Here is a 19953-nt window from a genome sequence, read left to right as displayed (position 1 = left end):
CATGAACGATCTTCTGACTATCCGCAATTTGCAGGTGACGTTCGGCGGCACCCAGGCGGTCGATCGCATCGACCTGAGCGTGAAGCCGGGCGAAGTGGTCGGCGTCGTGGGCGAATCCGGCTCCGGCAAGAGCGTCACGATGATGGCGCTGATGGGCCTCATCGACGCGCCCGGCAAGGTCACCGCCGATCAGGTCACGTTCGACGGCAAGGACTTGCTGAAGGCATCGACGCGCGCGCGTCGAAGCATCATCGGCAAGGACATTGCAATGGTGTTCCAGGACGCGCTCACGAGCCTGAACCCGAGCTACACCGTCGGCTATCAGATCAAGGAAGTGCTGAAGCTGCACGAAGGCTTGCGCGGCGATGCGCTCGACCGGCGCGCACTCGAGCTGCTCGATCAGGTCGGCATTCCGGATGCGAAGAGCCGCATCAACGCGTTTCCGCATCAAATGTCGGGCGGCATGAACCAGCGCGTGATGATCGCGATGGCGGTCGCGTGCAATCCGAAGCTGCTGATCGCCGACGAGCCGACCACCGCGCTCGACGTGACGATCCAGGCGCAGATCATGGAGCTGCTCGTCAAGCTGCAGAAGGAACGCGGCATGGCGCTCGTGCTGATCTCGCACGATCTGGCGGTCGTGTCCGAAGTGGCGCAGCGCGTCGCGGTGATGTACGCGGGCGAGATCATCGAAACGAATCATGTGCCGACGATCTTCAGCGAGCCGCATCATCCGTACACGGAAGCGCTGCTCGCCGCGATTCCCGAACATAGCCGCGGCGCGGAGCGTCTTGCCGCGCTGCCGGGCATGGTGCCGGGCAAGGACGACCGGCCGAGCGGATGTCTCTTCGCGCCGCGCTGCAAGTACGTCGTCGACGATTGCTGGAAAGGCCGGCCGGGTCTCTTTCAGCTCGACAAGCACGATCCGGCCGTGCGCGCGCGTTGCATCAAGCCGTTGAACATCGATGTCGTGGTGGAAGGAGGCGCGCGATGAACGCCGTACCGAAGGAAATCAATCAGGACATCGTGCTCGCCGCGGACCAGCTCACGAAGTACTACGACGTGAAGCGCAGTGCGTTCAAGCACGGCACGGTCAAGGCGCTCAACGGCGTGTCGTTCGAACTGAAGCGCGGCCGCACGCTCGCGGTCGTCGGCGAATCGGGCTGCGGCAAGTCCACGCTCGCGCGCCAGTTGACGATGATCGAAACACCGACGTCGGGCCGCTTGCTGATCGACGGCGATGATGTCGCGGGCGCGAGCAAGGCGAAGATCGCTGAGTTGCGCCAGCGCGTGCAGATGGTGTTTCAGAATCCGTTCGCGTCGTTGAATCCGCGCAAGACCGTCGAGCAGACGCTCGGCGAGCCGCTTGCCATCAACACGTCGCTTTCGGCGACGGAGCGCGCCGAACGCATCGCGAAAATGATGCGCACCGTCGGCCTGCGGCCCGAGCATGCGACGCGTTATCCGCACATGTTTTCGGGCGGGCAGCGTCAGCGCGTCGCGATCGCGCGGGCGATGATTCTCGATCCGCAGATCGTCGTCGCGGATGAACCCGTGTCCGCACTCGATGTGTCGATTCAGGCGCAGATCCTGAACCTGTTCATGGATCTGCAGGCGCAGTTCGGCACGAGCTACGTGTTCATCTCGCATAACTTGTCGGTGGTGGAGCATATCGCCGACGATGTGATGGTCATGTACTTCGGCGGTGTTGCCGAAGTGGGCGACAAGAAGACGATCTTCGCGAATCCGCGCCATCCGTACACGCGCGCGCTGATGTCCGCGACGCCCGCGATCTTCGAGGAAGACCGGCGCATCAAGATCAAGCTGCAGGGCGAGATGCCGTCGCCGCTCAATCCGCCATCGGGCTGCACGTTTCATCAGCGTTGCCCGTATGCGATCGAGCGATGCCGTGTGGAAGAGCCGAAGCTGCGCGAGGTCGACGGGCGTCAGGTGTCATGCCATCGCGCCGAGGAGGTCGGCGAGGGCGAAGCCTGAATCTCGCCGGGCAGGTCAGGTGTTCGGCGCGACACGCGAATGTTTTAAGATGTGGGTCGTGCCGGATTCATACGACAAGCCGCGCCTTCCGTGCGCGGCGTTCGCCAAAACGACAGCCATCGTGCTGTCGTTCGTGCTGTTTACGGCTGGCGTTTCGGTCTCGTCATCGGGTTTTGCCGTGGTGGGATCGCGCACGCCGCAGGCCGCGGGCGATGCCGGCTCCGCCGCCCCGCCGTCCAATCCCGCCCCGCCTCTGCCGCCGCCGCGCGCGGATCGCTCGGACGGCACGACCGCGAGTGGCCCGGTGCGCGCGCAACCGCCGCGAATGCCCTTTTACGTCGCGACCAAGGGCACGACGACCATCTATGTGCTCGGCACGCTCCATGTAGGTTTCGCGAGCGACTATCCGCCCGGGCAGCCGTTTCGCAAATCGATACTCGCGGCGCTCGATGCATCGCCCACGCTGGCGCTAGAAATTTCCCCCGATGAACTGCTGCTGTCTCAGGACGACGTGAACCGCTACGGCATGTGCCGCAGCGAGTGCCTGATCGATTACCTGCCGGACTCGATGTGGAAGAAGGTCGAAACGCGCATGCGCGGCAATCCGGAGGCGCTGAAGGAGTTGCGGCACACCCGTCCGTGGCTCGCGTCGATGCTGATCGAAACCTACGATACGTTGAAGGCGGGGTTTCAGAGCGAGTACGGCACCGAGGCGCAGTTGCAGAATGTGTATTTGCGTGCGCGCGGGAAGATCGTCGGGCTCGAGACGCTGAATGAGCAGATCTCGACGTTCACGCGTCTCACGTCGGCGCAGCAGCGCGAGATGCTCGCGCAGGATCTGGTGCAGACGCCCGCGGAGAATGTCGCGGATGTGAAGGAACTGCACCGGCTATGGCGCATCGGCGATGCGGACGCCTTGAAAGCGTGGGATGACGCGAAGTCGAGCAAGCTGGCGAGGAACGCGGCGCTGGCGGCGCAGGTCGATAATCGCGTGGTGTATGAGCGGAACCGGCGGTTTGTCGCGAGGATGGTCGGGCTGGCGGGGCCGGATAGGCCCGTTTTTGTGGCGATCGGGGCGTTGCATCTCGGCGGGCCGAGGGGGGTGTTGGAGTTGTTAAGGAAGAGGGGGTTTGTGGTGGTGGGGGGGTGAGGAGTTCGGTCATCCGTTTCCCTATGTACGCGCCAGATATGCCTTCGCAAGCATGACAGCGAACTTTGCATTGGTCACGAGGTAGCGTTTCCACATGCGTCTCGGCTCCTGAATCACGCGGAACAGCCATTCAAGCGTCGCGCAACGCGCGCCGCGTCCGACCACGGCTACCGACACGCGATGCGCCCGGCGCGCGCCCGCGATCCGGTCGATCGCGCGGCAGAGCACGACGCCCGCGCTGGTCGAGATACCGAGGCAGGCGAGCCACGCGCCCGATGGCGCATACATGGGGTGCATCCACCGGATCAGGCACACCGCGCAGACCTCGCAGAGCATCCATCCAAGCGCAGGCAAAAGAACCGCGCATGGCAACGACGGTTTGCGCGTCGGGCTCTTCACGTAGAAGCCGGATAACGCGACCCACGCGAAGATGATGGTGAACGCGACCACGGCGTTGTCGTAGCCGGCGGCCGTGCCATAGATCCGTTGAGCCGCGAGCGCGCTGCTTGCAACGACGAACGTTTCGCACAGGCGAAGCAGCAAGTCGGGGCCTGCGGGCAAAGCCAGCAGATGGGAGTAACTCGGCAAGCGCATGACGACGGAATCGATGACGGAAAACCGGTTCGCCATCGCTCACGCGACGAGGCGCAGATAGCGAACCGCTGTCCTCCGTCGGCTTGGAAAAAGGCGCGATCTGAGCGCCGCGGCGTGCTGACGGCACGATCGACGGAGATGTCGCGCTTGGAATTTATCCTAAGCACACGAGGCCGCGAGAGTCTCCGTTAACGTCCTTCAGTCAGATATAGGCCTGGTCTGAATTGCCAATTGCAGCACTGCGCGGACGCAGGGCCACGACAACGAAGAGATGGGTGCCGCAAGGCATGAATCAGTGCTTGGCCGACGTATGGCCAAGACCGCGAAGAGATGGGCGCCGCGAGGGGATGACGCGGGCGGTGAGGGATGCCGTCGCGTACGCGGACCGGGCTCCATTCCCGGTCACGCGCGCGCAGGCGAAAAGCCGCTGTCGTTCAAATGAACATCAGCCAGTTCAGCAGGAAGATATTGACGATCAAGAGCGTGAGCGCGGTCGGCACCTGCACCTTGATCACCGCGTTCTTGTCGGGGAGTTCGAGCAAAGCCGCGGGCACGATGTTGAAGTTCGCGGCCATCGGCGTCATCAGCGTGCCGCAGTAGCCGGAGAACATGCCGATCGCGGCCATCGTCGCGGGATTGCCGTGGAACACGCCGACGAGAATCGGCACGCCGACGCCGCCCGTCATCACCGGGAAGGCGGCGAAGCCGTTGCCCATGACCATCGTGAAGAGCGCCATGCCGACGACATACACCGCCACCGCGACGAGCCGGTAATCCATGTTGACGTAAGCGGTCGTCACATGCGCGACCGCCTTGCCGACGCCCGCATCCGAGAACACGAGGCCGAGCATGCCGAGCATCTGCGGCAGCACGGCGGCCCACGAAAGCGCGTCGATGAGGCGGCGCGTCTCACGCATCGACTGGCCGACGGTGTCGCGCGTCATCACGCACGCGATGGCGAGCGCGATCACGCACCCGACGCCGAAGCCGATCAGCGTCACGTTCTTCAGCTCGATCAGCGGCACGCCGCCGAACACGAGATATTTCGCGCCGAGCGTGAGGATCACGGTGACCACCGGAATCGTCAGCGCGGGCACGAAGAGCTTGTTGCCGAGCCGCACGGCGCTCTGGCGGCGCGTTTCCTCGGAAAGCATCCTGGGTTTTGCGCCCGTGACGCCGCCGAGACCCGCGATCAGAGCCATCGCCACGACGAGCACGCCGACCACCGTCACCGGAATCCAGTCGCCGACGAGAAAGATCAGCGCGTAGATCAGCCAGAACCCGCCCGCGGTCAGTCGCCGGGGATGCGACTTGTCCGTGAGGATCATGCCCGCGACGACCACGAGCACGATGCCGACGAGATAGAAGAGATAGTTGATCGTGAGCGTCATGCTTTCTCTCCGGCGGCATTGCGCGTGAGCGCATCGAGTTCGCGGGCGAGCCTGCGGTCGAGCAGCCACAGCCGGAAGCCGTGGATCAGAAACGCGCAGATCGCCGTGGGAATGCCCCACACGGCGACATGCATCGGTTCCACGACGATGCCCGCTTCCTTCAGGAACGTGACCATCAGCACGATCGCGCCGAACGCGACGAAGATGTCCTCGCCGAAGAACAGGCCGACGTTGTCGGTGGCCGCCGAGTAGGCGCGCAGCGTGTGACGCGTCGCGTCGGAGAGCTTGCCGTAGCGTGCTTCGGTGGCGCCTTCTGCCATCGGCGCGAGCAGCGGGCGCACCATCTGGGGGTGGCCGCCGAGCCCCGTCAGGCCGACCGCCGCCGTGATCTCACGGACGAACAGATACACGATCAGCAGACGGCCGGCCGTCGCCGCCTTGATGCTGGAAATCCACATCTGGGCGCGCTCGCGCAGGCCGTGCCGTTCGAGCAGGCCGATCACCGCGAGCGGCAGCAGAATGATGAGCGGAATGTTGCGGGTCTTCAGAAAGCCGCTGCCGATCGCGGTCAGAATGCGCTCGACAGGAAAGTGCGCCGCGAAGCCGGTGATGATCGCGGCGGCCGCGACGATCAGCATTGGATTGAAGCGAAGCACGAAGCCCGCGATGATGACGGCCACGCCGATGAGCGGCCATAGATTGACTGGGGTTGCCATGAGTTCTCCAAACGATATAGACGTCACGCCTCGTACCCGGGCGCGTGGCTCGACGACATGCGGCTCTTTTACCTTCGATGGCCGCTCGCTAAAACGCCCCGGTTCGACGGGGCGTTCAATTTTTTACGAAAAGCGTTCTACGCGTCGGCGTGCGCGGCACGCACTTCGATGCCCGCATCGGCCAGCGCGCCGCGAATGCGCCGCGCGAACTCCAGTGCGTGCGCGCCGTCGCCGTGCAGGCAGATCGTCTGCGCATTGAGCGGCACCCATTCGCCGGACACGGCCCGCACGCGCTGCTCGCGCACCATCGCCAGCGTCCGGTCGAGCACGAGGTTTTCGTCGTCGAGCAGCGCGCCCGGCTCCTTGCGCGGCACGAGCGAGCCATCCGCGCGATAGCCGCGATCCGCGAACACTTCCTCGATCGCGATCAGCCCCGCTCGCCGCGCCGCTTCGACGAGCCCGCTGTTGGCGAGCCCGAACACGAGCAGCGACGGATCGAAGTCATGCACGGCCGAGACGATCGCATCGGCGATTTCCGTGCTTTTCGCCGCCTGGTTATAGAGCGCGCCGTGCGGCTTCACGTGCGCGATGCGCCCGCCTTCCGCCTGGGCGATCGCCGAGAGCGCGCCGAGCTGATACAGCACGCCCGCGTAGATTTCCTCGGGCGGCAGGTCCATTTCCTTGCGGCCGAAGTTCTCGGGATCGTTGAAGCTCGGGTGCGCGCCTATGGCCACGCCCTTTTCGACGGCCCAGCGCACGCAATCGCGCATCGCGGTGGCGCCGCCCGCGTGCCATCCGCACGCGATGTTCGCGGAACTCACGAGATCGAGCAGCGCTTCGTCGGAGCCGCAACCTTCGCCGAGATCGGCATTGAGATCGATTTCCATGATGTTTGTGCAGTCGTTCCGTTGAATGTTGAAGGTGATGCGCCGCGTCTCACGCGCGGCTTTCGATTCAGGAGCCCGCGCGCGCGATGCGCTCCTCGTGCATCGCGATGGCCGTTTCCACCTGGCTCACGTATTGCCGCTCGTCGGCGAGCGCGCGGCGCGCCTCTTCCACCGACGTCTCGATGAAGCGCACGCCGCCGTTCAGCCTCACTTGCGCGAGCTTCCACAGATCCGCGCGGATCACGGCTCCGATTTTCGGATAGCCGCCCGTGGTCTGCGCGTCGCCCATCAAGATGATCGGCTGGCCGTTCGGCGGCACCTGGATCGTGCCGGGCAAGACCGCGTGCGACAGCAGTTCGATCTTCTCGCGCCGCTCGAGCGGCGTGCCGGCGAGGCGAAAGCCCATGCGGTTGCTGTTCGGCGTGATCGTCCATTCCTCGTTCCAGACGCTCTTTTGCGCCGCGTCGCTGAAGCTGTCGTATTCCGGGCCACGCAGCACGCGGATCGGCGCCGCCCACGCGAGTCCCGGCGAATGGCGCCCGCGCCGCACGGGTTCGTCGACGAGCACGAACTTGCACCATGCCGGCGCCTTCACACCGAACGGGGGTTCGTCCGGCGAAAACGCGATGCCCTTGTGCGGCTGCGGCACGCCAACCGGCAAACGGTCGCCGTCGCGCAGCGCCCGCCCGCCGAGGCCGCCGAAGCACGCGCCGAGATCCGTCGAACGCGAGCCGAGCATCGGCAGGACGTCGATGCCGCCCGCGATCGACACATAACAGCGCATGCCGCGCTTCGCCGCGCGCAGCGTCAGTTCCTGGCCCGCGCGCACCGGCAGGCTCCACCACGAATAGACCGGCTCGTCGTCCAGCGTCGCGCCGAAATCGGTTCCGGTGATGGCGACGCGGGTCGCGTGCTTGAAGCGCAGCACGGTCGGACCGAAAGTCACCTCGATGCCCGCCGCATCCGGCCTGTTCCCGACGATCCGATTGCCGATTTCCAGCGAGAGCGCATCGAGCGCGCCACCGGAACTCACGCCGAGATGCCGGTAGCCGCGTCGCCCGAGGTCCTGCACGGAAGTGAGCACGCCTGCCCGAATCACGTCGATCATGCGCGCACCTCCAGTGCCGTGAAGCGCACGCGGTCACCGTGCTGCATCAGCGTCGGCGGGTTTCTGGCGGGATCGAAGAGCTTCAGTTCGGTGCGTCCGAGCAATTGCCAGCCGCCCGGCGATGCCGCCGGATAGATGCCCGTCTGCACTCCGCCGATCCCGACCGATCCCGCCGGCACTGCGAGGCGCGGCTCGGCACGGCGCGGCATCGCGAGTGCGGGATCGAGCCCGCCGAGATAGGCGAAGCCCGGCTGGAACCCGAGAAAGAACACGATGTACTCGGCTTGCGTATGACGCTTCACCACTTCATCGACCGAGAGGCCCGTATGCTCGGCGAGCGCGGCGAGATCCGGGCCGTCGGCGCCGCCGTAGCGCACCGGAATCTCGATTTCAGCGCTGTCCATGTCGGCCGCCTCGGCGGCGTCCCAGCCACTTTCCAGTTGAGCCGCGAGCGCTTCGTAGTCCGCCTCGAGCGGATCGAACACGATCGTCAGATTGTTCATGCCCGGCACCACTTCGACGACGTGCGGCATGAGGCGCGCGCGCTCCGCCAGCGCCCAGATGCGGCGCTGGCAGTCGAGCGTGGCGGGCGGCGCGGCTTCGCACACGAGCGCGGCGTCGCCCAGCGGGTGAATACGTGGTCTTGTCATGCCTCAAATTTGCCTTTGCGGGACGCGAAACCGGTCTGGTCGATGCGCTTCGCGTCGTCGCAGAATGTTACATTGTCAATAAATTATCAAGAAATTATCAATACAGGTTTTCGCGAAGGCGCGCGCGTCGCTCGTAAAAATGACGTTGCGCTACACTCCAACGCACTGCAAATCGGTCATCGCCATGCCGCGTCATCCCACCAAGATCGTCTCGTCCGAGCATCTCGTCTCCGAAGCCAGCGCGGAACTGTCGGAATTCGAGTACGGCCTCATCATGGCGGGCAACGCGTTCAATCGCTGGATGGTGCGCTGCATGTCCGCGGCGGGCGCGAAGGACATGACGGCCGTGGAAGTGTCGCTGCTGCATCACGTGAGCCATCGCGACCGCAAGAAGAAGCTCGCCGACATCTGCTTCGTGCTGAACATCGAGGACACGCACGTTGCCACGTATGCACTGAAGAAACTCGTCGCCCGCGGTTACGTGCAGAGCGAGAAATCCGGCAAGGAAGTGTTCTTTTCCGCGACGCCGGCGGGACGCGCGCTGTGCGGCAAGTATCGCGAAGTGCGTGAGGCGTGCCTCATCGAGACGCTGCGCGAAAGCGGCCTCACCAACGAGCAGATCGGCGAAGCCGCGCAATTGTTGCGCAATGCATCCGGCCTCTACGATACCGCCGCGCGCGCGGCGGCATCGCTCTAATAGATCGCCGATTCCGTAACGATCGCATCGAGCGGCATGTCGTGCGCCTCGCGCGGCAGCCTGCCGCACTTGCCCGATTCGTACGCGATGCCGATCATCACCGGCCGCGCTCCATTCGGCCACGCGGCGAGCGTGCGGTCGTAATAGCCGCCGCCATAACCCAGCCGGTATCGATCCTTATCGAAACCGACGCATGGAATCAGCAGCAGCTCCGGAACCACGACCTTTTCTTCAGCGGGCACCGGAATCCGGTAGCGGCCTTCCTTCATCGGCGCATGCGCGCGCCACGCGTGGAAGACCATCGGGGCGTGCGGCTTGACGACCACCGGCAGCGCGGCGCTGCGCGTCTCGTCGGCGGCGAGCCAGCGCGTGAGCGTAGCGCGTGCGTCGAACTCCCCCGCGACCGGCCAATAGAAGCCGACGCATCGCGCCGCGTGCCGCGCGAGCACGTCTTCGACGCGGCTCGCGAGCGCCTCGTTCTTCGCGGCCTGGACGGGCTGCTCGCTTTGCGCCTCGCGGGTCGCGAGAAGGGTTGCGCGCAATGCGGTTTTAGGCTCGCTCTTGGGTTGATCGCAAACGTTGCGTGCTATGCTTTCCTCCGATCTCAGGACCCGGTTCAAGACCATTCGCGCTCCAGAAATAAAGATGTCAAAACGCCTCAACCGAGTATATCTCGCGGCCGGCGCAGCCCTTGCCGCAGCGACGCTCGTCGCCTGCGGTTCGGCTCGCGCCGTCCGTCCCGATGCCGATCTTTCGCCCACGTCGGACGATCGCATCTTCCTGCAGTTGCGCGATGCCGCGCGCGCGAACGATGCCGCCAAGGCCGCCACGCTCGCCGCGCAGATTCCGGACTATCCTGCGCCGAGCTATATCGAATACTTCACGATCAAGCCGCAGCTCTTCGATTCGCAAGGCCACGCGCGCATCGATGCGCCCGACGCGCCGGTGCTCTCGTTCCTGCAGCGCTACGACGGTCAGGCGATCGCCGACCGCATGCGCAACGACTATCTCGTCGTGCTCGGCAGCCGTCACGACTGGAAAAACTTCGAGCAGCAGTATTCCCGTTTCGTTCTCAATGACGACACGCAGGTCAAGTGCTACGCGCTCGAAGCGCGCCAGTCGCGCGGCGAAAACGTCGCGGATGCGGCGCGCGCGCTGCTCGTCGAGCCGAAATGGTACGGCGACGGCTGCGTCGATCTGATCGGTGCGCTCGCGGAGTCGGGCCAGTTCACGAGCGACGACATCTGGCAGCAGATCCGTGTCGCCTACGAACAGAACTACACGTCCACCGGCTCGAGCATCGTCGAGGCGCTCGGCCAGCAGAAGCCGAAGGATTCGCTGCTCGACGACGCCGTCAACAAGCCACCGCTCTATCTCGCGCGCGGCGTGATGCCCAATTCGCCGGCGCATCAGCTGACGCTGCTCGCGATCACGCGCATGGCCCGCAACGATCCGGCCATGGCCGCGGCTACCTTCACCTCCGTCGCGCCGAGTCTCACGCCCGCTGAACGCGCGGTCGGCTGGGGCACCATCGGCTATCAGGCGGCACTCAAGCGCATGCCTGCGGCGGCCGATTGGTATCGGCTGTCGGCGAACGCGCAATTGTCGAATCCGGCGTACGAATGGCGCACGCGCAGTGCGCTGCTCGCGGGCGACTGGAACATGGTGCGCTGGTCTATCGAGCAGATGCCGCCGACCTTGCGCGCGCAGCCCGCGTGGGTCTACTGGCACGCACGCGCCGTGAAGCAGGCCGGCGACACGGCCACGGCGAATCAGGAATTCCAGACCATCGCGGATCAGTACAACTTCTACGGCCAGCTCGCGCTCGAAGAACTCGGTCAGAAGATCAACGTGCCGCCGCGGACCACCGTTTCGGACGCTGAGATCGCGCAGATGCAATCGGTGCCGGGCTTCGCGCTGTCGCAGCGTTTCTACGCGCTGAACATGCGTCTCGAAGGCAACCGCGAATGGAATTGGCCGCTGCGCACCATGACGGACCGGCAACTGATCGCGGCCGCGCAGTACGCGAAGCGCATCGAGCTGTTCGACCGGACCGTCAACACTGCGGACAAAACGAAAGCCGAACACGATTTCACGCTGCGCTATCTATCGCCGTTCCGCGACATCGTCGAACGCGACGCGCAGAACACCGGCCTCGACATCGAATGGGCGTATGGCCTCATCCGCCAGGAGTCGCGCTTCATCATCAACGCGCGCTCGGAAGTCGGCGCGGGCGGCCTCATGCAGTTGATGCCCGGCACGGCGCAACTCGTTGCGAAGAAGATCGGTCTCGGTCCGGTATCGCGCGCGCAGATGAACGACATCAACACGAACATCCTGCTCGGCACGAATTACCTGTCGATGATCTACAATCAATTCGATAACTCGGCCGTACTCGCCACGGCGGGCTACAACGCCGGGCCGGGCCGCCCGAGCCAGTGGCGTCAAGGCTTGCGCGCCCCCGTGGAGGGCGCGGTTTTTGCTGAAACGATCCCGTTCACCGAGACTCGCGATTACGTGAAGAACGTGCTGTCGAACACCGTCTACTACGCGGCACTGTTCGAAGGCCGTCCGCAGTCGTTGAAGGCGCGTCTGGGCTACATCGCACCCTGACCGTCCCGAAGCGAAATCTCACGCCCGCGCGTCGAACACAGGACGCGCGGGCGTTTTCATTTTCGGCCCGCCGCTCTGAACTGAAGCCGCATTCGTCAGGCCGCGACCCAAGAGGTGAACCATGCGACACCAACATGTAGCGCTGATCGGCGGTTCGGGTTTCATCGGCAGTCATCTCGTCAATGCGCTCGTCGATCTCGGCAAGACCGTGCGCATCGCGACGCGGCGGCGCGTCCACGCCGCGCATCTCACGCTGTTGCCCGTCGACGTCATCGAAACCGACGTGCACGATCCCGTGCAACTCGCCGCGTTCATCGATCAGAGCGATGCGGTGATCAATCTCGTCGGCATTCTCCAGGGGCATCGCGACGACCCGTATGGGCCCGAGTTCGCGAAGGCGCACGTCGAACTGCCGCGCAAGATCGCCGCCGCGTGCGAGGCGAAGGGCGTGCGGCGTCTGCTGCACATGAGCGCGCTTGGCGCCGACTCCCAAGGCCCGAGCATGTACCTGCGCTCGAAGGGCGATGGCGAAAAGATCATTCGTGAATCGGGACTCGACTGGACCATTTTCCGCAGTTCCGTCGTGTTCGGCCCCGAAGACAATCTGCTCAATCAGTTCGCCTTCCTGGAGCGCATGTTCCCGGTGATCCCGCTCGCATGCGCCGATGCGCAGTTCCAGCCGGTATTCGTCGGCGACGTGGCGAAGGCGATGGTCAACGTGCTCGATCTCGACGCCGCCAACGGCCACGTCTACGAACTCGCGGGTCCGGCCGTCTACACGCTGGCGGAACTCGTGCGCTTCGCGGGGGCGACCATCGGCAAGCATTCGCGCATCATCAAGCTGCCGGAGAGCCTCGGCCGGCTGCAGGCGATGACCATGGAACTGGCGCCCGGCCAGCCCATCATCTCGCGTGACAATCTCGATTCCATGAAGACGCCGAACATCGCGAGCGGGCCACTCGCGCCGGAACTGGGCATCGACGAGCCGGCGAGCATCGAGACCATCGCGCCGCTGTATCTGACCGGCAACTCGTCGCGCTCGCGCTTCAACGCTTTCCGCGCGACCGCGCATCGTTAAAACTCTTTTTTGTGATCGCATGAAACTCGTTATCGGTGACAAGTTCAACTCATCCTGGTCGATGCGGCCGTGGGTGCTGCTCAAACATTTCGGCATCCCGTTCGACGAAACGCTGATCCGTCTCGGCCGGCCCGACACGAAGGCGAAGATTCTCGAGGTCTCGCCGTCCGGCAAGGTGCCGTGCCTCGTCACCGATGCGGGCGATCCTGTGTGGGAATCGCTCGCAATCGTCGAAACGATTGCCGAGATGCACCCCGAGCACGCAATGTGGCCGCGCGACGCCGCCGCTCGCGCCCGCGCGCGCAGCATCAGCGCGGAGATGCACGCGGGTTTCGCGGACCTGCGCCAGAACATGCCGATGGAAATTACGACGCGCGCACCGGGCACGGGCGCGACGCCGGGCGCGCTCGCGAACATCGCGCGCATCGAGGCGATCTGGGCGGAGTGTCTCGCCAGGTCGGGCGGGCCGTTTCTGTTCGGCGAGTTCGGCATCGCGGACGCGATGTTCGCGCCGGTCGTCATGCGCTTCAACACCTACGCGCCTGAACTGAACGCGACATCGCTCGACTATGCGAAGCGCATTACCGCGCTGCCGGCGGTCGCGGCGTGGATCGAAGGCGCGCGCGAGGAAGCGCGATGAACATCTACGCAGTGGGCGGCGCGATCCGCGACGAACTGCTGGGCGTGCCGGTGGTGGATCGCGATTATGTCGTCGTGGGTGCGACGCCTGAGCAGATGGTGGCGCAAGGGTATCGGCCGGTCGGGAAGGACTTTCCGGTGTTTCTGCATCCCGAGACGCACGAGGAATACGCGCTCGCGCGCACCGAGCGCAAGACGGCGGCGGGGTATCACGGCTTCCAGTTTTACTATTCGCCCGATGTGACGCTCGAGGAAGACCTCGCGCGGCGCGATCTCACGATCAACGCGATGGCGCGCGAGGTGACGCCGGCGGGCGAGCTGACCGGGCCGGTCATCGATCCGTTCGGCGGCGCGGCCGATCTGCGGAGCAAGCTGTTCAGGCATGTCGGCGACGCGTTCATCGAAGATCCGGTGCGCATTCTGCGGCTTGCGCGCTTCGCGGCGCGTTTCGCGGATTTCGACGTTGCGCCCGAAACGGCCGAACTGATGAAGAAAATGGTCGCGGCGGGCGAAGTGGACGCGCTCGTGCCCGAACGCGTGTGGCAGGAAGTGTCGCGCGGGCTGATGGAAAAGAAGCCGTCGCGCATGTTCGAGGTGCTGCGCGGTTGCGGCGCGCTCGCGCGGATTCTTCCCGAAGTCGATGCCTTGTGGGGCGTGCCGCAGCGCGCGGATTATCACCCGGAAGTGGACACGGGCGTGCACGTGATGATGGTGCTCGACTACGCCGCGTCGCAGGGATTCGCATTGCCGGTGCGCTTCGCCGCGCTCACGCATGACCTCGGCAAGGCGACGACGCCGGAGCACATCTTGCCGCGTCACATCGGCCATGAAGGACGCAGCGTCGATCTGCTGCGGCCGCTTTGCGAGCGCTTGCGCGTGCCGAACGAATGCCGCGATCTGGCGGTGCTCGTCGCGCGTGAGCACGGCAATATCCATCGCGTGATGGAGATGGGCGCGGCGGCGCTCGTCAGGCTGTTCGAACGCTCGGATGCGTTGCGCAAGCCGGCGCGGTTTGCTGAAGCGTTACAGGCGTGTCTTGCCGATGCGCGTGGCAGGCTCGGGCTGGAGCAGCAGGCTTATCCGCAGGCGGAGCGGCTGCGGGAGGCGCTGGTCGCGGCGCGGGCGGTCGATGCTGGCGCAGTGGCCGAGCAGTACGCTGCTGAGCCTTCCAGGATCAAGGATGCCGTGCATGATGCGCGGGTCGCGGCCGTGAAGGGGGTTTTGGGCGGGTAGCATTTGTTTTGCCGGATCGGGATCCGGCAAAAACCTCAAATCGCCCGCGCAATCAACGACAACAAAATCGACAACAACAAAGTCGACATAAACGGAAACGAATACTCGCGTCCGAAAATCCGCAACGTGAAATCTCCCGGTAACCTCCCGATGCCGATCTTCTTCAGCCACGGCAGCGAGCCCGAGAGAATCGCAAGCGCGATGAAAGTCGTGAGCAGCCAGCGGATCATGATCGCGCACTCATAGCGTGTGAGAACGATCGCCCGTCGCGAAGGCGTCGAGCGTGCCGGGAATCCCGCGCGAAAACGCGATCACCTTGAAAAGCTCGCCCATTTCCGCTTCCGACAGCAGCTTTTGCACCGCATTCGCAGCGGGGAGAAAGCGCTTCGCATCGGCGGGATCGAGATCCGCGAGCACATCGGTGATGCCGGCGTTCATCAGGAAACGCGCCTGCGACGTGAAGCCGAGCAGATCGGCGCCCGTCTCGACGCCGGCCTCCGCGATGCCCGTAAATTCGACGTGCGCGGTGATGTCCTGCAAACCGGGATACAGAAACGGGTCCGCGTGCGCCCGATGCCGGTAATGGCACATCAGCGTGCCCGTCGCGCGCTGCGCGTGGTAGAACTCGCGCCGCGGAAATCCATAGTCGATGAAGAACGCCGCGCCGCGCGTGAGCATCGTGCAGACGGTCTTCGTGAACGCTAGCGCGGCTTCGTGCGTTTCGGTGACGTACTCGGTGAAAGGCTCGTCGTTGGCATCGTCGATCGCGGCATCGATCAGCTCGACCTGCGCATCCGGCGTGATCGGCCTGTCGTCGAAGGCCAGGCGATCGTTCAGCACGACGACGCCGCGCTCGTGCCACGCACCGAGCTTGCGCACCACGAGGCGCACCGGCATCGCGTCGAGCACCTCATTGCCGATCACGACGCCTTCGAACCGGTCGGGCAGCGCGTCGAGCCATTTCACCTTCGCGGCGAGCGCAGGCGCCTGCTTTTCGACGGTCTCGCGCTGGCGCTCGCGCAACTCGCCCGACAGATCGACGATCGCGTAACTGTCGAACGACACGTCGAGATCGGCGAGCGCGCTCAGCAAACCCGCCGCGAGCTTGCCGGTGCCCGCGCCGAATTCCATCAATTGCCGCGTGCCGGTCTGCTGCAACGCCTGCGCGACCGGCCGCGCGAGCGTCGTCGCAAAAAGCGGGGACAGTTCCGGCGCCGTGACGAAATCGCTGCCGTCTTCCGCGCGGCGGCCGAATTTCATCGCCCCGCCGCTGTAATAGCCGAGACCGGGCGCGTACAGCGCGAGGTCCATGTATCGGTCGAAAGGCAGCCAGCCGCCCGCCGCGGCGATGCGTTCGCGCAGCAGATCTGTCAGTGCTTCGGACTGCGCGAGCGCGTCGGCGCCCGGAGCAGGTAAACTATCGGTTTGTCTGGCATTCGGATTCATCCCAGTATTGTAAATGAGCGCTTCCACGCCGTTTTCTTCCGCTAACTCACCGTCTTCCGGTCCGGTTTCACGTTGCCGCGTCGTGCTCGTAACCGGCGCGGCAAAACGCATCGGGCGCGGTGTCGCGCTGGAATTCGCGCGGCAGGGCTGGAATGTGGCCGTGCATTACGGCAGTTCGGAGCATGAAGCGCGGGAAACCGTAGCGGATATCGAGGCGCTTGGGCGGCGCGCGGTCGCGCTGAAGGCGGATCTCGGCGTCGAGGCCGAGGTCGCGCAACTCGTGCCCGCGTGCGTCGAGGCGTTCGGCGGGCTGAATTGCGTCGTGAACTGCGCGTCGCGCTTCGACGAAGATACGGCCATCGATTTCGGCTACGCGAAATTGCTCGCGATGACCGCCATCAATGTCGCCGCGCCGCTGACGCTCGCGCGCATGCTGCACGAAACAACGCCAGCCGAAGCCGCGGATGACGATGCAAGGCGCGGCGTCGTCATCAACGTGCTGGACCAGAAGCTGTACAACATGAATCCGGATTACCTGTCGTACACGTTGACGAAGGCGGCGCTCGAAAACGCCACCGTCGCGCTCGCACAGGCGCTCGGGCCGAAGCTGCGCGTCGTCGGCCTCGCGCCGGGCCTGACGCTCATTTCCACCGGGCAGACGCCCGCGTCGTTCGAGACGGCGCATCGCGTGACGCCGCTGAACCGCGCATCGACGGTCGAAGACGTGGCGCAGGCCGCGTGCTATCTCGCGAACGCGCACGGCGTGACCGGCACGACGCTCGTCGTCGATGGCGGCCAGCATCTCGTGCCGAGCCCGCGCGACGTGATGTACATGATCGGCCCGCGCACGCCTTGAAACGCGCTTATTGAATATTGGAACTCACATGCTTGCCGCACTTTCGCATCCCCGGCTGACCGATTGCCGGCGGCTTTTTCTGCGCAACTACGAAGTGCGCATCAACATCGGTGTGCATGACTTCGAGAAGCGCGGCGAGCAACGTGTCGTGATCAACGTCGAGCTGTACGTGCCGCTTACGCTGTCGACGCCCGTCGCGGACAAATTGTCCGAAGTCGTCGATTACGACTTCATGCGCTCGACCATCGCCGCGCGCGTGAAGCAGGGCCACATCCACTTGCAGGAAACACTGTGCGACGACGTCGCCGCCGCCTTGCTCGCGCATCCGCACGTGCGCGCAGTGGCCGTATCGACGGAAAAGCCCGACGTCTATCCCGACTGCGACGCGGTGGGCGTCGAAGTCTTTCGCATCAAAGAGGAACGAGCATGAACGCGCGTGACACGATCGAAGCCGCAGAGGCGCAAAAGCCCACGCGCGAGGCGCTGACCAAGCGCCAGCAGAAGGAAGCGTACGAGAACAACAAATTGTTCAAGCGCATCGCGCGTCAGGTCGGCGAGGCGATCGGCGACTTCAACATGATCGAGGAAGGCGACAAGGTGATGGTGTGCCTGTCCGGAGGCAAGGACAGTTACGCGATGCTCGACGTCCTGATGCGCCTGCGCGAGCGCGCGCCGATCAACTTCGAGATCGTCGCCGTCAATCTCGATCAGAAGCAGCCGGGCTTTCCTGAGCACGTGCTGCCGGAATATCTGAGCAAGCTCGAAATTCCGTTTCACATCGAAAATCAGGACACGTACAGCATCGTCAAGCGTCTCGTGCCGGAAGGCAAGACCACGTGCTCGCTCTGCTCACGCCTGCGTCGCGGCATTCTGTATCGCGTGGCGGGCGAGCTCGGCGCGACCAAGATCGCGCTCGGTCATCATCGCGACGACATCCTGCAGACGCTGCTGCTCAACATGTTCTACGGCGGCAAGCTGAAAGGCATGCCGCCCAAGCTGCAATCCGACGACGGCAAGAACGTCGTGATCCGTCCGCTCGCCTACGTGAAGGAAGTGGACCTCGAGAAGTACGCCGAACTGCGCGAATTCCCGATCATCCCGTGCAACCTGTGCGGCAGCCAGCCGAACCTGAAGCGCGCGGAAATGAAGGCGCTGGTGCGCGAATGGGACAAGCGCTTCCCGGGCCGCGTGGACAATATGTTCAACGCGCTGTCGAACGTGGTGCCTTCGCATCTGATGGACAGCAAATTGTTTCCGTTCGCGGGACTGCGGGCGACGGGCGAGGCCGATCCCCAAGGCGATATCGCGTTCGACGAGGAACCGTGTGCAAGCGAACCGTCAGGATCGTCCGGCACGGATTCAATTGTGCAGTTCGACGACCTGTAACCCTTTATCCGATAAGGCGCAGCGTGGGATTCGCCGCATTGCGCCATAGAGCCGAGTGATATATTGGCGGCTCGTCATACCCAGCAAGGCTTCCTGCGATGAACATCGTGATTCTGGCTGCCGGCATGGGCAAGCGCATGCGCTCCGCCCTGCCGAAAGTACTCCATTCATTGGCGGGCAAGCCTTTGCTCGCGCACGTCATCGATACCGCCCGGACGTTGTCGCCGACACGTCTCGTCGTCGTCGTCGGGCACGGCGCCGACAAGGTTCGCGAAGCCGTCGGCGCGCCGGACGTCCAGTTTGCGCTGCAGGACCGGCAACTCGGCACGGGACACGCGGTGCAGCAGGCGCTGCCGCTGCTCGATCCATCGGTTCCGACGCTCGTGCTGTACGGCGACGTACCCCTCACGCGCGCAAGCACGCTCAAGCGCCTGATCGATGCGGCGGGCGCCGAGCGCTACGGCGTCCTGACGGTGAGTGTGAGCGATCCGGCCGGCTACGGGCGCATCGTGCGCGACGCGGCCGGAAAAGTGAAAAAGATCGTCGAACAGAAGGATGCGAGCGAGGAAGAGCGGCGCATCGCGGAAATTAACACGGGCATCGTGATCACGCCGACGCGCACGCTCGAAACGTGGCTCGCGTCGCTGAAAAATAACAACGCGCAGGGCGAGTTCTATCTGACGGACGTGGTCGAGCGCGCCATCGACGCGGGCGTGGAAGTCGTCACCGCGCAGCCGGACGCCGAATGGGAAACGCTCGGCGTGAACAGCAAGATTCAGCTCGCGGAACTGGAGCGCATCCATCAGCGCAACGTGGCGCATGCGCTGCTCGACGCGGGCGTGACGCTGATGGACCCGGCGCGCATCGACGTGCGCGGCACGCTCGAATGCGGCGCGGATGTGTCGATCGACGTGAATTGCGTGTTCGAAGGGCGCGTGACGCTCGCCGACAACGTGACGATCGGCCCGAACTGCGTGATCCGCGATGCCGTGATCGGCGCGGGTACGCGCGTCGATGCGTACACGCATATCGAAGGCGGCACGACCGGCGCGAACGTCGTGCTCGGGCCGTATGCGCGGCTGCGTCCGGGCGCGAAGCTCGCCGATGAAGCGCATGTCGGCAACTTCGTCGAGGTGAAGAACGCGGTGCTCGGCCACGGCTCGAAGGCGAACCATCTCAGCTATATCGGCGATTCGGACATCGGGGCGCGCGTGAATATCGGCGCGGGCACGATCACGTGCAACTACGACGGTGCGAACAAGCATCGCACGGTGATCGAGGACGACGTGTTCGTCGGCTCGGATACGCAACTCGTCGCGCCGGTGCGCGTGGGCCGCGGCGTGACTATCGCGGCGGGCACGACGGTGTGGAAGGATGTCGGCGTCGATGAGCTGGTGCTCAACGAGAAGACGCAGGTCAGCAAGACGGGCTACAAGCGCCCGGTGAAGAAGAAGTCGTAAGGCTGTCGAAGACTCAGCCCAACGCGCGCGGCGCTTCGTGCACCGCGCTTTCGA

At 64.7% G+C, this 19953-nt stretch carries 21 protein-coding genes; 12 read left to right on the top strand and 9 right to left on the bottom strand.

Annotated elements, in window-relative coordinates:
• Position 1 precedes the first annotated feature (1 nt).
• Genes NCR38_RS12895 through NCR38_RS12885 form a run of 3 tightly spaced genes read left to right on the top strand, consistent with a single transcriptional unit; the run spans position 2 to position 3145 of the window.
• Positions 2 to 994, top strand: coding sequence for an ABC transporter ATP-binding protein (locus tag NCR38_RS12895; protein ID WP_250477190.1), 993 nt, complete (start codon positions 2 to 4; stop codon positions 992 to 994).
• Positions 991 to 1995: a peptide ABC transporter ATP-binding protein gene (locus NCR38_RS12890; RefSeq protein ID WP_061120268.1), complete on the top strand. Its 1005-nt coding sequence runs from the start codon at positions 991 to 993 to the stop codon at positions 1993 to 1995. The genes NCR38_RS12895 and NCR38_RS12890 overlap by 4 nt, the downstream gene beginning before the upstream one ends.
• A gap of 49 nt (positions 1996 to 2044) precedes the next feature.
• Positions 2045 to 3145, top strand: a complete 1101-nt coding sequence (locus NCR38_RS12885) for a TraB/GumN family protein (RefSeq protein WP_250477189.1) — start codon at positions 2045 to 2047, stop codon at positions 3143 to 3145.
• A 21-nt stretch (positions 3146 to 3166) separates the two neighbouring features.
• Here NCR38_RS12885 and NCR38_RS34145 read toward each other — a convergent pair whose 3' ends face one another.
• From NCR38_RS34145 to pxpB, 6 genes are all read right to left on the bottom strand, one after another.
• Complete coding sequence (locus tag NCR38_RS34145) at positions 3167 to 3775, bottom strand: hypothetical protein (RefSeq protein WP_284503698.1); 609 nt, start codon at positions 3773 to 3775, stop codon at positions 3167 to 3169.
• 398 nt (positions 3776 to 4173) lie between these two features.
• Complete coding sequence (locus tag NCR38_RS12875; RefSeq protein ID WP_250477188.1) at positions 4174 to 5130, bottom strand: DUF979 domain-containing protein; 957 nt, start codon at positions 5128 to 5130, stop codon at positions 4174 to 4176.
• On the bottom strand, positions 5127 to 5846 hold the full coding sequence (locus NCR38_RS12870) for a DUF969 domain-containing protein (protein WP_061120272.1): 720 nt from the start codon (positions 5844 to 5846) through the stop codon (positions 5127 to 5129). Before NCR38_RS12870 ends, NCR38_RS12875 begins: the two co-directional genes overlap by 4 nt.
• A gap of 137 nt (positions 5847 to 5983) precedes the next feature.
• Positions 5984 to 6733 (bottom strand): 5-oxoprolinase subunit PxpA, encoded by a 750-nt coding sequence (pxpA, locus tag NCR38_RS12865; RefSeq protein ID WP_061120273.1) that lies wholly within the window; start codon positions 6731 to 6733, stop codon positions 5984 to 5986.
• Positions 6734 to 6800: 67 nt separating this feature from the next.
• On the bottom strand, positions 6801 to 7841 hold the full coding sequence (locus NCR38_RS12860; protein ID WP_061120274.1) for a biotin-dependent carboxyltransferase family protein: 1041 nt from the start codon (positions 7839 to 7841) through the stop codon (positions 6801 to 6803).
• Positions 7838 to 8491, bottom strand: a complete 654-nt coding sequence (pxpB, locus tag NCR38_RS12855) for a 5-oxoprolinase subunit PxpB (protein WP_061120275.1) — start codon at positions 8489 to 8491, stop codon at positions 7838 to 7840. Before pxpB ends, NCR38_RS12860 begins: the two co-directional genes overlap by 4 nt.
• Positions 8492 to 8675: 184 nt before the next feature.
• Between pxpB and NCR38_RS12850 the strand changes: the two genes are divergently transcribed.
• On the top strand, positions 8676 to 9188 hold the full coding sequence (locus NCR38_RS12850; RefSeq protein ID WP_061120328.1) for a winged helix DNA-binding protein: 513 nt from the start codon (positions 8676 to 8678) through the stop codon (positions 9186 to 9188).
• On the opposite strand, the gene NCR38_RS12845 is transcribed toward NCR38_RS12850, so the two are convergent.
• Positions 9185 to 9814 (bottom strand): 5-formyltetrahydrofolate cyclo-ligase, encoded by a 630-nt coding sequence (locus NCR38_RS12845; protein ID WP_061120276.1) that lies wholly within the window; start codon positions 9812 to 9814, stop codon positions 9185 to 9187. The two genes, NCR38_RS12850 and NCR38_RS12845, sit on opposite strands and share 4 nt — an antisense overlap.
• 19 nt (positions 9815 to 9833) lie before the next feature.
• Between NCR38_RS12845 and NCR38_RS12840 the strand changes: the two genes are divergently transcribed.
• The 4 genes from NCR38_RS12840 (at position 9834) to NCR38_RS12825 (ending at position 14751) form a co-directional block, all read left to right on the top strand.
• Positions 9834 to 11801 carry a lytic transglycosylase domain-containing protein gene (locus NCR38_RS12840; RefSeq protein ID WP_061120277.1) on the top strand — a complete coding sequence of 656 codons (1968 nt, stop codon included), beginning with the start codon at positions 9834 to 9836 and terminating at the stop codon, positions 11799 to 11801.
• Between the two features lie 121 nt (positions 11802 to 11922).
• Positions 11923 to 12879, top strand: coding sequence for a complex I NDUFA9 subunit family protein (locus NCR38_RS12835; RefSeq protein ID WP_061120278.1), 957 nt, complete (start codon positions 11923 to 11925; stop codon positions 12877 to 12879).
• A 19-nt stretch (positions 12880 to 12898) separates the two neighbouring features.
• The gene (locus tag NCR38_RS12830; protein WP_061120279.1) at positions 12899 to 13519 is read left to right on the top strand and encodes a glutathione S-transferase family protein; all 621 of its coding nucleotides are present in this window, start codon (positions 12899 to 12901) and stop codon (positions 13517 to 13519) included.
• Positions 13516 to 14751 (top strand): multifunctional CCA addition/repair protein, encoded by a 1236-nt coding sequence (locus tag NCR38_RS12825; protein ID WP_061120280.1) that lies wholly within the window; start codon positions 13516 to 13518, stop codon positions 14749 to 14751. The genes NCR38_RS12830 and NCR38_RS12825 overlap by 4 nt, the downstream gene beginning before the upstream one ends.
• 35 nt (positions 14752 to 14786) lie before the next feature.
• Here NCR38_RS12825 and NCR38_RS12820 read toward each other — a convergent pair whose 3' ends face one another.
• Together NCR38_RS12820 and NCR38_RS12815 are read right to left on the bottom strand one after the other, a co-directional pair.
• Entirely contained in the window at positions 14787 to 14981 is a 195-nt protein-coding gene (locus NCR38_RS12820) for a DUF2905 domain-containing protein (protein WP_061120281.1), read from the bottom strand.
• A 10-nt stretch (positions 14982 to 14991) separates the two neighbouring features.
• Entirely contained in the window at positions 14992 to 16197 is a 1206-nt protein-coding gene (locus tag NCR38_RS12815) for a class I SAM-dependent methyltransferase (RefSeq protein ID WP_250477187.1), read from the bottom strand.
• A gap of 13 nt (positions 16198 to 16210) precedes the next feature.
• On the opposite strand from NCR38_RS12815, the gene NCR38_RS12810 reads away from it, so the two are divergent.
• The 4 genes from NCR38_RS12810 to glmU all read left to right on the top strand — a co-directional run bounded on the left by NCR38_RS12810 (position 16211) and on the right by glmU (position 19899).
• Complete coding sequence (locus tag NCR38_RS12810; protein ID WP_061120283.1) at positions 16211 to 17053, top strand: SDR family oxidoreductase; 843 nt, start codon at positions 16211 to 16213, stop codon at positions 17051 to 17053.
• A gap of 28 nt (positions 17054 to 17081) precedes the next feature.
• Complete coding sequence (locus tag NCR38_RS12805) at positions 17082 to 17483, top strand: dihydroneopterin aldolase (protein WP_061120284.1); 402 nt, start codon at positions 17082 to 17084, stop codon at positions 17481 to 17483.
• A complete protein-coding gene (gene ttcA / locus NCR38_RS12800) occupies positions 17480 to 18439 on the top strand; it encodes a tRNA 2-thiocytidine(32) synthetase TtcA (protein ID WP_250477186.1) in 960 nt (319 codons plus the stop codon). Before NCR38_RS12805 ends, ttcA begins: the two co-directional genes overlap by 4 nt.
• A gap of 98 nt (positions 18440 to 18537) precedes the next feature.
• Entirely contained in the window at positions 18538 to 19899 is a 1362-nt protein-coding gene (gene glmU, locus NCR38_RS12795) for a bifunctional UDP-N-acetylglucosamine diphosphorylase/glucosamine-1-phosphate N-acetyltransferase GlmU (RefSeq protein WP_061120286.1), read from the top strand.
• Positions 19900 to 19953 lie beyond the last annotated feature (54 nt).

The organism is Caballeronia sp. INML1, from assembly GCF_023631085.1.
GTDB lineage: Bacteria > Pseudomonadota > Gammaproteobacteria > Burkholderiales > Burkholderiaceae > Caballeronia > Caballeronia turbans.
This window is presented reverse-complemented; position numbering and strand designations above follow the sequence as displayed.